The organism is Mycoplasmopsis bovigenitalium (assembly GCF_002356075.1).
GTDB classification, from domain to species: domain Bacteria; phylum Bacillota_I; class Bacilli_A; order Mycoplasmatales; family Metamycoplasmataceae; genus Mycoplasmopsis; species Mycoplasmopsis bovigenitalium_A.
In genome coordinates this window covers 351,250-365,235 of sequence record NZ_AP017902.1, presented here as the reverse complement: position 1 = coordinate 365,235, position 13,986 = coordinate 351,250, and the positions used below count along the sequence as shown (strand labels likewise).

At 29.0% G+C, this 13,986-nt stretch carries 13 protein-coding genes; 5 read left to right on the top strand and 8 right to left on the bottom strand.

The features are described 5' to 3' along the window. Positions 1-2 precede the first annotated feature (2 nt). Together MBVG596_RS01535 and MBVG596_RS01530 are read left to right on the top strand one after the other, a co-directional pair. Positions 3-1,094: a nicotinate-nucleotide adenylyltransferase gene (locus tag MBVG596_RS01535; protein WP_096386124.1), complete on the top strand. Its 1,092-nt coding sequence runs from the start codon at positions 3-5 to the stop codon at positions 1,092-1,094. 4 nt (positions 1,095-1,098) lie between these two features. After that, entirely contained in the window at positions 1,099-1,827 is a 729-nt protein-coding gene (locus MBVG596_RS01530) for a pseudouridine synthase (protein WP_096386119.1), read from the top strand. Positions 1,828-1,837: 10 nt separating this feature from the next. On the opposite strand, the gene MBVG596_RS01525 is transcribed toward MBVG596_RS01530, so the two are convergent. Beyond that, positions 1,838-2,755: a DHH family phosphoesterase gene (locus MBVG596_RS01525; RefSeq protein ID WP_096387400.1), complete on the bottom strand. Its 918-nt coding sequence runs from the start codon at positions 2,753-2,755 to the stop codon at positions 1,838-1,840. A gap of 241 nt (positions 2,756-2,996) precedes the next feature. Here MBVG596_RS01525 and rplJ point away from each other — a divergent pair, with 241 nt between their 5' ends. The 3 genes from rplJ (at position 2,997) to MBVG596_RS01510 (ending at position 5,894) form a co-directional block, all read left to right on the top strand. Further along, positions 2,997-3,500 (top strand): 50S ribosomal protein L10, encoded by a 504-nt coding sequence (rplJ, locus tag MBVG596_RS01520; protein WP_096386114.1) that lies wholly within the window; start codon positions 2,997-2,999, stop codon positions 3,498-3,500. 34 nt (positions 3,501-3,534) lie between these two features. After that, positions 3,535-3,906 (top strand): 50S ribosomal protein L7/L12, encoded by a 372-nt coding sequence (gene rplL, locus MBVG596_RS01515; RefSeq protein ID WP_004420340.1) that lies wholly within the window; start codon positions 3,535-3,537, stop codon positions 3,904-3,906. Positions 3,907-4,022: 116 nt separating this feature from the next. Beyond that, positions 4,023-5,894: a transglutaminase domain-containing protein gene (locus MBVG596_RS01510; RefSeq protein ID WP_148664009.1), complete on the top strand. Its 1,872-nt coding sequence runs from the start codon at positions 4,023-4,025 to the stop codon at positions 5,892-5,894. A 16-nt stretch (positions 5,895-5,910) separates the two neighbouring features. Here MBVG596_RS01510 and MBVG596_RS01505 read toward each other — a convergent pair whose 3' ends face one another. The 7 genes from MBVG596_RS01505 to MBVG596_RS01475 form a co-directional block, all read right to left on the bottom strand. After that, the gene (locus tag MBVG596_RS01505) at positions 5,911-7,521 is read right to left on the bottom strand and encodes an ABC-F family ATP-binding cassette domain-containing protein (RefSeq protein ID WP_096386104.1); all 1,611 of its coding nucleotides are present in this window, start codon (positions 7,519-7,521) and stop codon (positions 5,911-5,913) included. 147 nt (positions 7,522-7,668) lie between these two features. Then, the gene (locus tag MBVG596_RS01500; protein WP_096386099.1) at positions 7,669-8,781 is read right to left on the bottom strand and encodes a DNA-methyltransferase; all 1,113 of its coding nucleotides are present in this window, start codon (positions 8,779-8,781) and stop codon (positions 7,669-7,671) included. Positions 8,782-8,797: 16 nt separating this feature from the next. After that, entirely contained in the window at positions 8,798-9,610 is an 813-nt protein-coding gene (locus tag MBVG596_RS01495) for an HpyAIV family type II restriction enzyme (RefSeq protein ID WP_096386095.1), read from the bottom strand. A 344-nt stretch (positions 9,611-9,954) separates the two neighbouring features. After that, complete coding sequence (locus MBVG596_RS01490) at positions 9,955-10,692, bottom strand: YebC/PmpR family DNA-binding transcriptional regulator (RefSeq protein ID WP_096386090.1); 738 nt, start codon at positions 10,690-10,692, stop codon at positions 9,955-9,957. After that, positions 10,692-11,498, bottom strand: coding sequence for an NAD(+) synthase (gene nadE / locus MBVG596_RS01485; RefSeq protein ID WP_318024764.1), 807 nt, complete (start codon positions 11,496-11,498; stop codon positions 10,692-10,694). The genes MBVG596_RS01490 and nadE overlap by 1 nt, the downstream gene beginning before the upstream one ends. Before the next feature lie 2 nt (positions 11,499-11,500). After that, the gene (locus MBVG596_RS01480; protein WP_096386081.1) at positions 11,501-12,424 is read right to left on the bottom strand and encodes an HpyAIV family type II restriction enzyme; all 924 of its coding nucleotides are present in this window, start codon (positions 12,422-12,424) and stop codon (positions 11,501-11,503) included. A gap of 80 nt (positions 12,425-12,504) precedes the next feature. Beyond that, the gene (locus tag MBVG596_RS01475) at positions 12,505-13,944 is read right to left on the bottom strand and encodes a DUF2179 domain-containing protein (RefSeq protein WP_096386076.1); all 1,440 of its coding nucleotides are present in this window, start codon (positions 13,942-13,944) and stop codon (positions 12,505-12,507) included. Positions 13,945-13,986 lie beyond the last annotated feature (42 nt).

Sequence of the window (13,986 nt, the reverse complement as noted above, 5' to 3'; positions counted from 1 at the left end):
AAATGAGAATAGCTTTGTTTGGCGGCAGCTTTAATCCAATTCATAATGGCCATATAAAAATTGCCCAATTTGCCTATAATGAATTGAAATTGGACAAATTAATATTTATTCCAGCAGCAACAAACCCATTTAAAAAGAAGCAAAAAAACGAATCATCAGAGCACAGAATAAATATGATTAAATTAGCAATAAGTAGTTGTCTTGAAAATTTTGAAGTTTCGGAATTTGAAACAAAAAAAGGCGGAATCAGCTACACTTATGAAACAATTAGATATTTTAAAAACAAACATCCCAATGATGATTTATTCTTTATTTTAGGTTCCGATTGTTTACCTACGTTACATAAGTGAGAATTCATTGAGGAAATGACACAATATGCACAGTTTATCACATTTAAGCGTTCAACTAAAATCGATAAAAATAATGTTAAAAAATTTAAAATTTTAACCTTAAAAAACCCAATTTATGAAGAATCTTCAACATCAGTCAGAAGAGGGAATCTTAGTTATACTAATGAACTTGTTAATAAATATATTGGTGAAAATAGACTTTATGCAAAAGAAATAATACACTCCATTTTAAGTGCTTTAAGAGCAAAACATTCTGTTGCAGCTGCTGAATTTGCTGGAAAACTTGCAAAAGTGCATGGACTGAGCTATAATCAAGGATATTATGCTGGTTTATTTCATGATATTTGTAAGGAAGTTCCTGAAAATAATGCAAGGGAATTTATCAGTAGTTTTGGATTTAATGGATTTGATAAACAAATCTATCCACGTCATAAACTTCATCAAGTGTGTGGTTCACTATGAGTTGAACACATTTATATGATAAATGATCCAGATATAATTCAAGCAATTAAAGTTCATACAACACTAGATTTTAATTTGAATCCCCTGGATAAAATTTTATTTATTGCTGATAAAATTTGCGATGGCAGAGCTTTTAAAGGAGTTCAAAAGTTGAGAAAACTTTGTCTTGAAGACCTTGAACTTGGGTTTAAAGAAGTTGTTAAAACTAACTATCAATATAATTTAGATAAAGGAATTGTTTTTGACGAAAATCAATTAGAAATCTATAAAAAATGGATGTAATATTATGGATAAAGAACGAATTCAAAAATTAATTGCACAATCTGGAAAATATTCTCGAAGAGAAGCTGAAAAATTGATTGAAAATGGCAAGGTAAAAGTGAATGGCAAGATTGCACAACTTGGTGATAAAGCAACTATAAATGATGCAATTTATATCAATAATAAAAAAATAGATTTAGCAAATAATAAATTAGTTTACTATGTTCTAAATAAACCCAAAAAAACAATAACAAGCCTTAAAGATCAATTTAACCGTCAAACTGTTGTTGATTTAGTGCCTAATGATTATAGAGTTGTTCCAGTTGGCAGACTAGATTACAATACAACTGGTACCTTGATTTTAACCAATGATTTAGAAATTGTTAATAAACTAACTCATCCAAAGTATGAAATTCCTAGAACATATCGCGCAAGAATTGATGAACCTCTAACATTAAAACAATTTAACCAATTGAATTCAGGAATAATTGTAAACGGTAAAATATCAAATCAAATAGTTGACCAAATAGAAAACAAAAGTTACCTTGTTACATTGAATGTTGGTTCATATCACCATGTTAAAAAACTTTTTGAAGCATTAGGCAGAAAAGTAATAAATCTTAAGAGGGTTAGTTATGCTAATATAAATGTAGAGAAAATGCCCGAAGGAACTTATCGAGACTTAACATTTAAAGAATTAAAAGACCTAAAAAATATAATTAGGTTACAAGAAGAAAAGTTATCAAAAAAATAAAGCGATTGCTTTATTTTTTTGCATTAATTATATTAAGAACATTTTTTACTTCTTCAATTGAATTTAGAATGAATCCGGAAGAATTATGATGTCCACCTCCGCCAAATATTTTAGCAATTTCATTGACATCAAAGCTTGATGTTGACCTAATTGAACAACGGTATAATCCTCTTTTATCTTTAAGAATAGCTAAATTAACTTCTGAATTTGAGATATTTAAAAATTGATTAACTAAAGGTCTTACTATATCATTTGAAATGATTTTTTCACTAATAATGTAACTTACAATTCCCTCCGTTTTAATTGTTGAAATAGTATTATGGATTATTTGCTTTTCCTCGTTATTTAATTTAATATTGTTAATAGCTTTTTTATAATCAACACCTTTTGTCATAATTCAAGACATAACATCAAATGTTTTTGAACTTATATTTCGCTCGGTGAAATTATTTGTGTCTGTTAATATTGCAATGGTCATTGCTTGTAAAGCTAATTGATTAACTTTTAAATTTAACTCAATAACCATTTCTGCCAATAATTGACCAGTGGCAGGCCAATGATCACCCCCAATCCCAAACATAAATTGGTCTTCCTCTGGGTGGTGATCAAATTTTAATGAACGAATAGGTTCAACTCTTTGATCGAAAACCCGTTTTTTACTGCAAGTATCAACCACAATTTTTAATGATTTATCAAAAAAATCTTTATCCACTAAATCCAATTTATTTGGGAATAAGAATTCAAGATTACGCGGACAATCCCCTCCTGATATTTCAACACGTTTTGTTTTTTTGCTATTCAGTAAAATTATTTCTCTTAGCGCAATCGAGGATCCAATAGTATCGCCATCTGGGTTTTTGTGAGTGAGCAATGTTATATATTCATTTTCAATTATGTATTGTCAAAATTGAGTAAATTTTTGTTTCATATAATAATTATAAATTAAGTATTTTGAATTAATTTTTTTATTTATTTTCCCAATTCAATAGTAAAGTCAATTCAAAAAAATATTTTTTTATAAATATATAAATATTTATCTTAGTTTATAATTTCTATGCAATACATAAAGACAGTAACTGTGAAAGCTTAATTTGTTACCGAGTGTATATTCTACATTGTCATTTAATCATAGGTATTGCATTATTAAATTATGAAAGGGGGACACCTTTATGCAATTTAAAGAATCAAAATTTAAATTAGCTAAAAAAGAACTAAGCAAAGAAATAGCTTTTAAGTTATCAAAAGCTAAAGCACTTGTTGTTGCTGAATATCGTGGTTTAACAGTTCAAGAATTAACAGAATTGCGTGTTGAAGCTAAAAAAGTTGGTATTGAATTAGTTGTTTTCAAAAACCGTATTGTTAAGTATGCGCTTGAAGGTACAGGTTATGAAGCACTAGCTGACCACTTAGTAGGACCAAACATTTTTGCATTTAGCAACGAAGATGAATTAGCTGCTGCTAAAGTTCTACACAAATTTGCTAAAACAAATAAATTATTAGTATTAAAAGCTGGTATCTTTGAAGGCAAAGTTATTGATGCTAAAGGAGTTGCTGAGGTTGCTACTTTACCAAACTACGAAGAAGCACTTGGAATTCTTGCGCGTTCACTTATTGCGCCTTTACAACAACTATCCCTTTCTTTAAAACTTTACAGTGAAAAAGAAAGTGAATAATTAATTCAAATTAATAATTGAAAGGAAAAAAATTATGGCTAAATTAGAAAAAGACACATTTATTTCTGCTTTAAAAGAAATGTCAATTAAAGAAGTTATGGAATTAGTTGAAGCAATGAAAGAAGAATTTGGAATTGATCCATCAGCTGTTGCTGTTGCTGCTGCTCCTGCTGCTGCTGAAGCTTCTGAAGAAAAATCAACTGTAAACGTTGTTATTACAGCTGACAACGGTAAAAAATTAGCTATTGTTAAAGTTGTTAAAGAAACTTTAGGATTAGCTCTAATGGATGCAAACAAATTAGTTTCAGCACTTCCTGCAACAGTTAAAGAAAATGTTTCAAAAAACGAAGCTGAAGAGCTAAAAGCAAAACTAACTGAAGCTGGTGCTACAGTAGAATTCAAATAATTTCATTATCAATAAATAATCAATCTCGCTTGGCGAGATTTTTATTTTAAAAAATATTGATTTCAATTTTATTTATATAAAATAAATAATATGAAAAAATAAAAATAATTTTACCCTTGGCTACAGTAATTTCTGGATTAAGTGTTATGTCCGCAATGAGTTGCCAAAACACTAAAAAAGAGCCTGATAAGGTTGAGAATAGTTCGCAAAATAGCAACGACCAAAACAATCCTGATCAAAAATTAGGTTCGGGTAAAAAACAAGATCCAACTAGAAAAGAAATTGAAAAATTTCAAAAAGAAATACTAATAAGAAATAACTTTTTTAATGAAATCAGAACTCTAAAAAGTGAACTTGTTAATGAAAACGCAAAATATAAATATGAAATTATATTTGACCAAATTGATTCATTTTTAGAGCAAAACAGTAATTTTGCTCAATCTCAATATAAAGAATTGATTGAGTCAAACACCAAGTTAAAAAAGGATTTAGAAAATATTAAAAAAGAAGCATCAAAACTAAAAAAAGCTGAAGATGTAAAACCTTTATATTACAAATCAGATATAAGTTTAGAAACCAATAATTCAAAAGGTAAAAATCAAACAAATGAGCCTGATTATCCAGAATTAGATGCAATAAAAAATAGTTTAAAAAATGATAAACAAAATTCTAAAAATGAAAATAATACTGTATTAAATCTACAAGTTGAAAATTTTTTAAATATTGTCGGCCCTAAAAATTTAAATGTTTATAAAGATGATAGTTACTCAGCAAAACAAATGAATGAAATTGCCCAATTTGTATTAAATTTAATTGAAAAAGAAAAAACCAATTCAACAATTAATAAGATAAAGCGAATATATGATTGAATAACTTCGAGCATAAAATATGCAACCGGGAATCAAATGCAGTATATAAATGCATATGATGTATTTATACATAAGGTTGCAGTTTGTGGCGGTATTAGCTCATTATATAAAGCGATGTTAGATGTTATTGGTGTTAAAAGTGTTATGGTTACAGGTTGATCATCTGCGGGTGCTCATCAATGAGTTATGTTTTATAATGAAGAAAAATCTGAGTGGGTACACTCAGATGCGACTTGAGGAATTGTTAATAATAGCTACTTTATGAAATCAAGCTCAGAAATATCAAATGATCATCGAGCTGATGAAGTATTGCAAACTACATTTGCTGAAGGACAAATTTTATACAAATATTGACATGGTTTGTCTGTACTAGGTCTTAGCGATAGCAACCAAAGTAAGCTAGAAATTCCAGCAAATGTCAAAAATATGCCAGTTAAGTCAATAAGCATTAATGTTTATTCAAATAAAAATATGACTCATTTACATATTGGCAAGAATATCGAAAAAATCGATTTTGAAATTGCACCAAAGTTTTTACAATCATATGCAGTGTCTGACGAAAATAAACATTTTACAGCGAAAGACGGAATTTTATATACAAAAGACTATTCAAAATTAATCTCTACTCCAATGTCTAATCCGGTTAAAAGTTTAATTTTGCCAAAAGAATTAAGCAATATTGTTGATGGCAAAAATTCATTTTCTGCACCAATGTTAGAAAAAATAATAGTAGAACCTGGTAATTATTGGTTTGCTTCTTATAAAGGTGTTCTTTACAATAACGATTTCTCAAAATTAATAACGGTTCAAGGCGGTAAATCAAAAGTTGTAGTTCATCATAATGTTAAATTTAATGGTAATGAATTTTCATCGAAACCAAACTTAAGGGAAGTGGTTTTAGAAGAAGGGATAACAGAGTTAGTTGACTTTACATTTAATGGATTGAGTGGCTTAAAAACTGTTTATATACCAAAAAGTATTGAAAAAATCGCGGAATTTGCTTTCAACAATTTAAGTGAAAAAATTACATTAGTTGTTCCTTATGAAAACAAATTAGTCAAAGACTATGCCTTGAAAAAGAATTTTAACTATGTGGTTCAAAAAAACATGGGAGTTTAGCCCATGTTTTTTGCAATTAATAATTCATAATTTTTTCATATTCATCAAGAGTGCCATGGTAGATAAAACTTTTATCTGGTGCAATTTCTAGAATTACATTAGCAACTTGATTTACTAGTGCACGGTTGTAAGTTGTAAATATTGCCCCGCCTCTATATGATTTTAGACCTGAAATTAGTGAGTCAATACTTTCGGCATCTAAGTGGTCTAAAGGTTGATCTAAAACTAAAAAGTTTGCCTCCAAAAGCATCATTCTTGAAAACATTAATCTTGCTTTTTCCCCACCTGATGTAACCGCTACTTTTTTGAATACTGAATCATTTGAAAATAACATTCTACCTAAAAAACCACGCATTCTTTGGTCAGACACATCTCTGGTTTCCTCAGTTGAATTTTCTAAAGGTCATTTTGAAATTCATTCAAGAATTGTTAAATCTTCTGTAAAGTATTTTTTATTATCATTTGGATAGTAAGTGTGTTTGATTGTTTGACCTCATTTTACTGTTCCAGAAGTTGGTTGTCTTAATCCGAGTAAACATTCTAAAAATCTAGTTTTGGCAATGTCATCCTCACCAATAAGAACCATTTTTTCACCTTTTGATAGGGAAAATGATACATTTTGGAACATTATTTTCCCGTTTTCTTCATATGTTAAACCCTCTACTTCAATGATATCTTTGCCAGGTTCTCTGTTAATATCTCAATTAATGTATGGGTATTTACGGTTCGAAGGTTTAATTTCATCTAGAGTTATTTTTTCAAGAGATTTTTTACGCGAAGTTGCTTGTCTTGATTTTGAGGCGTTAGCACTAAAACGAGCAATAAATTGTTTTAGTTTTTCAATTTGCACTTCTTTTTTAGCATTAGACTGCTTCATAAGTTCAAGAGCAAGTTGGCTAGATTCTTTTCAGAAAGTATAGTTTCCGGTATAAATTTTAGCTTCATTATAATCAATATCAACAATGTGAGTACAAATATTATCTAAAAAGTCACTATCGTGGCTAACTACAATAACAACATTTTGGTAGTCTGCTAAAAAATTCTCTAATCATTTAATTGAGCGTAAGTCTAAGTGGTTTGTTGGCTCGTCCATGATTAAAATGTCAGGATTACCAAACAAAGCTTTTGCTAAAAGAACCTTAATTTTTTGATTGGCAGTCAATTGATTCATTGGTAAATCTCATTTGTCTTTTGGTATTTGTAGTCCAGATAATAGTTCTTGAGCATCATTTTCGGCTGTTCATCCACCAAGTTCACCAAATTTTTCTTCAAGTTCGCCAGCACGAGTGTAGTCTTCCATTGTTGCGTCGGGGTTTGCATAAATAGCGTCTTTTTCGGCCTTAATTTTGTATAAATCTGTGTTGCCCATTACTACAACCTCGGTAACAATAAGGTCATCAAATGCATTGTGGTCTTGACTTAAAACACTTAAACGTCTATTTTTTTCAATAATAATTTGGCCGCTTGTAGCTTCGATTTCCCCTGCTAAAATTTTTAAAAATGTTGATTTTCCAGCGCCATTAGCCCCAATAATTCCATAGGTATTACCTTCAGTGAATTTTAAATTTACATTTTCAAAAAGTTTTTTATCACTAAATACTTTACATAAGTTTTGAACTTCCAACATAAGACCTCCTATAAATATTTTGTATTATACCAAAATAATGCAAAATTTGAGACTGCGTGTCTATATTAAACGCTGCCATCTAAGTTTATAAACAACATAAAAAAATGTCAACGGAGTGTTGACACATTTTGCAAAATTTTCTTAATTTTATTCAAAACCCAAAACATCTCTTCGATAGTTTTCTCTAATTTCTTTGATTGATACTTTTTGATTATCTCTAATAACAAACCAATAGTCAAATCCATTCAGTCTATTAGCATTTTTATTTGATATTTTTGCAGCAGCACTATGAATGTCAGTTATTTCGCCATTATTAAGTATAACTTTACCATCCTTATTCAGCATTACCTCGCCTTTTTCATCATCTTTAAAATATAAATATTCATTGACAATAAAATATTTGGCGTTAATCATCTCTTTTAATGTTGTTTTTGGTGGTTTTTTATCATATACTGCTTTTTCAATATTGCCAATTTGAATTAGAGTTTCATCAATTCTTTTTTGTCCGTAGTAGCAATATTTAGGATCTTTTTCAATCATTATATAGTTTCGGCCTGTCATTTTTGCTACTTTGCCCGTAGTCATTGTGCCCCCGAATGGGTCCAAAACAATATCGCCAATATTTGAGGAAATGTTTATTATTCTGTATAGTAATTCCTCTGGTTTTTGAGTATTGTGAAGTTTAACTCCTTCATGGTCTTTAACTCTTTCATTTCCGCTTGCAACTGAAAAATGTCATACAGAGCCTAATTGTTTACGGTAACCTTTGTCGAAATCTTTGACATTAATGTTAAGCTCTTTTGCTGTTTTGTAATTAAAAGTGTATTTAGATTTTTCACTTTTTGTAGCCCAAATTAATGTTTCATGGCTATTTGTAAGTCTTGTTCCTTTGAAATTGGGGGTTGGATTTGTTTTGTGCCAAATTACATCATTTAAAAATCAAAAGCCAATATCTTGCATTATTGCGCCAATTGTGTAAATACATTGCATACCCCCTATAACCCAAAAAGAACCGTTCTTTTTTAAAACTCTATAGCATGCCTCAAGCCATTTTCTTGTGAATTGGTAATAATCCTCGTTTGATGCAAATTTATCTCACTCATCATTAACACCTTTAAATTCTGTACCTTCAACACGCAAAAGAGTTCCTGTTGTTCTCATCCAATAAGGAGGGTCGGCAAAGATTAAATCAATACTTTCTTCTGGAATTTTATTTAATTCAGCAATACAATCCCCATTTATTATTAAATTTGTTTTCAATTTACACTCCTTATAGTTATTTCTTTCTTTTTCTTTTGGCACGCTCTAGATTTGACCCAGTTGGAAATAATTCTTTTCTTAAATTATCATATACTTCATCGCTATTGTAATAAAGTTTATCTCATTCACTATCAGGCAGTTCGACAAGTAAGTTGAGAATTTTGTCTGATTTATCAAAATCAGGAATTTCAAAATCAAAATTTGCATTTTCTATTTTATATCGTAATAAGTGTGATCTTATTTCTTGCCACATGCTGGTTATATCCAACCAATCAAAAAAGGTGGCGCCATAGAATAACTTTATATCTTCATTATTTTTGAATTCTTTTTGTATTTCTGCTGAATAATATTTTTTATTTTTCGTAAAATTATCGTCAATAAATCACAATACTCCTTTGACATTATTTTCAGGATATAATTCTTTAACTGTTTTATATTTTTTTACAAAATTAATAAATTGTCCAACTTTTTTGCTGCTATCGTGATCATCTCTAATTTTTTGTTCAACAACGTACAAGGTATCATTGCATCTAAAAAAATGATCTATTTTAAAAGTTTCCCCGTTAATATTTTTTATGCTCTTATCTAAAAGTTTAAATTTTTTTGATAAATACTCAGTGATTATTTCTTCTAGGAAATCGCCAAATCATATTTCTCTACTTTGTGTTATGTTTTGAATTAATTTGGTTTTAATGTTGCTTAATCGAAACAGACCCATGTATCTATGTGGATACTTAATTATTGAGCCAACAACCTTCTTATATTCCTCATTTACATGTTTTAATTTATTTTCTAATTTATTTAGAAAATCTTCGTAAGAAATAAACACACACCCTCCGAACCTTGTATTTAATAATAAGATTTAAATTATTAGTTATATAAATAATATCAAATTAGAAATATGATTTACTAATCATTTTTTAAAAAAATAATTCTCCATAAAATATAGAAATAAATTGTTTTTCCTATATTAATATTAAAATATTAAAAATTGCGAAATGAATTTTAAATTCATATTAAATGTGTTAATCATGCAAATAATATATTTCAAGGGAATACTAATATTTATTATAAATAAATGATTTAGTATGTTTTATCTAATTATTAAAAACAATATTTTTTTCTTTTTTCAATGTTTTCCAATTGAAAAAAGAAAAATCAACTGCTGTTGATTTAGTCTTCTAATTCAATGTTATGGTAAACCTCTTGAACATCATCATCGTCTTCAAGTCTAGCAATGAATTCTTTTATTTTATCTATTTTGTCAGCTTCTAATTCAACTGTTGAATTTGGAATATATGTCACTTCACATTGTAAAAATTCACTAATTCCTAAGCCAGATTCGATTGCATTCTTAAGTGCTGCAAAATTCTCGGGAGCACAAAAAATTAAGTAAGAATTTTCATCTACATCAATATCCTCTGCGCCATTATCTAAAGCAGTTAATGTTAGAGTATCTTCATCAATCAAATCTTTTGAAATTTCAAGAATTCCTCTTAAATCAAATTGAAAAGGAACTTGACCGGTTTTACCTAAAACAGCATTTTGACGGTTGAAGTGGGCTGCCATATTTGATTTTGTTCTGTTCATGTTGTCAGAAAGTGTTTTGATTAAGAATGTTGCTCCGCCTGTTATTGTTGCATTGAATAATGTTTCGGTAAATGTTGCTCCATCCTTAGCTTCACCTTTTGCCTTTGCAAGGGCTCTTTCAATGTTTGCTTTGGGCATATTTTTTGCTTTTGCTTTAGAAATTGCAAGTTTTAGGGCTGGGTTTGTATCAGGGTCTGCACCACCAGTGCCAGAAGCAACTACAAAAATTTCTTTAAATAACTTTTGAAAAATTTTTCCTCTAGCTCTATCTTGAGCGCCTTTTCTGTGCATAATATTAGCCGCGTGTGAATGTCCTGCCATTATTTGTCTCCTTTTTTGTTTTTAAAATATTGTTCAATTGATTTTGGTTTATATGCTTTATCTCTTTTATGTTGAGAATTCTTATGCAATCTATCAATTTTTAATTTTATATTAGTTTCTACTAATTCTAAATTATTATTTAAATAATTATCTAAATCATTATAAGTGAATCCTAGTTCATTTTCATCGCTTTGACCTTCTCACAGGCCCGCTGACGGTTTTTTATTTATTATTGATTCAGGAACATTAAGGTGTTTAGCTAACAACTTAACCTCATTTTTTAGTAATCTACTAATTGGTAAAAAATCAACTCCACCATCGCCGTGTTTAGTAAAATATCCTATAAATAATTCATCCTCATTATCAGTTCCAGCAACTAAATATTTTTTTTCTTGTGCAATAGCATAAAGTGTAGTCATTCTAAGTCTTGGTTTGATATTGCTAATTGCCATTTTGTCTTTTATATTGATTTTACTGTTCAATTCGTCAAATGTTGATTTTAAATCTATTGTTAAAAGTTCAAGATTTAGGTTTTTTGATAAAGCTTCAATATCATTAAGGTCAAATTTCATTGAATCAATTGGCATTACTATGCCTAATGTGTTATTTGGGAATGCCTTTTTTGCAAGTGCTGCAACAAGTGCAGAATCTATGCCTCCACTTATTCCAACTACTACACCTTCACAATTTGCTTTTTTAACCGTATTTTGAATTCATTTGGTTAAATACTCAATATATTTTTCAATCTTGAAAATATCGGGTTTTGAATTAATGTTTGAATCTAATCTAAGCCCTAATCTCTTCATAATTATTCCTCAACCCCAAACTCATCTGATAGTTTTTGATTACGCTCGCGCATGGCTCTAATATAGTTGCTAGATTCTGATTGATTATCAAATACAATGTTCCTTAGGTTTATCATGTCTGGTTCGTCTGAACTTAATTTCTCTCAATTCTTAGCACTCATTTCAACCATGAATTCAAAAGTTTCTGGGTCTTTATTTAAGTTTGGCATTTTATAAATATCTTGTATTGAATTAGTTTTGAATTTTTTCATATGTGATTGAATATTATCTCAATCATTTTGCAAGTTAAATAAACCTAAAAATTGCGATCCATATAAAAACATAATATTATTATTTTCTGATTCGTTTTGTTTTGAAAATGAATTGAATACGTCAAAATTTTTTGTATAGAATTCATCTATAAATCAGTAAATAAAATTGATTTGATAGTCTTGATAAGAATTTATAAGTGCATTGTTTCTTTTGGTAATATTTTCAAGTAATTTTGCAAGGGAACTTTTATCAAATGTGTCACGTTTTCGAGCAAAAACAACATACATTTTTTTGTTTTGCGTATCAATGAATGCCAAATTAGATCTAAATTTCACTTCTTCGGCTAGCTCTATTATTTGTTCTGCACTCAAATTGGTTTCTGTATCAACTTTTGATTTATCAATAAAAGTTAAATTAAAGCTACTTTTTATATGTTGAATTCCGTTTTCTTCAAAGCTATTTGTAATTAGAGATTCCGCGCATTCAATAATAAATTTGTTAAATTTGTTTTCTTGAGTTCTTAAAAACGACTGGTTCATCTTGGTTAGAGCATCAAATAATTGATATTGTGATTGATAGCGATAGGGAGCTTCAATCATTTTTAATAACAATTTTGGGCCATTGTCTTTATTTAATATTTGGCGTAATTTTAGTTCGAAATTTATGTAATCCATTGTACCTCAATTTAATAATTTAATTATATTGTATGAAGCCAATTAGCGAATGACAAAACAAAAAAAGTGGTTAACCACTTTTAAAATTTACCACTTGGTATGTATAAATTACCGTCTAATGAAGCAACGTTTGAAATTGTAATTAAGGCGTTTTCGTCAACTTCTCTAATTTTCTTAATTAAACGTGGTATTTGTTTGTATAAAGTAATTGATGAAAGAACTTTTGTTCTTGAACCAGAATATCCACCTTCTCCAATTGTAACTGTAAAGTTGTTGATTGTTTTTTTATCACCAACAATTGCTTGCTTAATTTTACTCATGTGTGGAGAGTAAACTTTACATTGAACAACTTTAAATCTTGGGAATAATTTGTTAAGCATAACAACAAACACAACATTTGAAATTACTGTTGATAAAAAGTTTGGAGAAAAGTACATTGATGGCTGTCAAGCAACGTTTTTAATGCCAATTAATGTGTCATAAATTTGACCTAGTTCATATTGAGTTAAATCTCTTCAACCTTTTATTTTTTCAACAAATGGTTTTCAAGATTCTACGCTATTACCATCAATACCTTTTGTGATGCTTTCTAATAATAATGAACCAGGTAAGTATGTACCAAAAACAACAGCAATAAGTAAAATAATTATGTTTATTATTCCATTGATTGTTCCGAAGTTTTTGTGTTTTACAACTGACATATATTCGCCAATAATCCCGGTAACACCAGCTGAACCGCCAATAATTGCGATAATTGCAAAGAAGTAAGCTAATAAAAATCCATACACAAAACCAAAAATCATTTGAGCAATAACATTGCCTGCATCATTTCAATTTAGGGGAATCAAACTCCACATTTGAGATTTGCCATGTCAAATCTCATTTGAAATATGGTCCTTTAAAATTGTAGGTATATTATTGTGTTCAAAATTACCAATAATATACAATTTTCCAGAACCTGGAATTTGACCAATTGCAAATGAAACTAGAGATGAAACTACTAAAAATAATACAGTTAATAAGGTAAATACTTTACCTGTTTTCTTTCATCCAAAAATAAATATTGGAATTGATAAAACAATGTATAAAATTCAGAATAATGCGTGGTCAATTACGTTATATATTTCTGGAGTTATATTTTTATTTTCTCTTAAAAGAACGTTTGTAATTCTTGCAGCTGCTTGACCAAAAGCAGCTGCTCCAAAGTTATAAATACCAGGGTTTTTAACTAAAAAAACACCAATGATACCGAATAAAATTGCAAAACCAGAAGTTATCAAACACAATTTTCACATCGGCATAGGAGCATAAAATTTAGATAGTTTTAGCACAAAGTTTGACATTTTTGTGTACTGGTATGTTGTATTTTCTCTTGAAACTGTTTTTGCAACATTTTTGCCAGGTTCTTGGGTAAAAATATCTAAATGAACTTCATTATTTACAACTTCATTTTTTGTAAAATTAGATGAATTATTTTTATCTTGCTTTTTGAATAATTCATCATTTTTGTTTTCTTGCATGATACTCCTTTCTAAATAATGTAAAAAAACACAGCCTTTGAG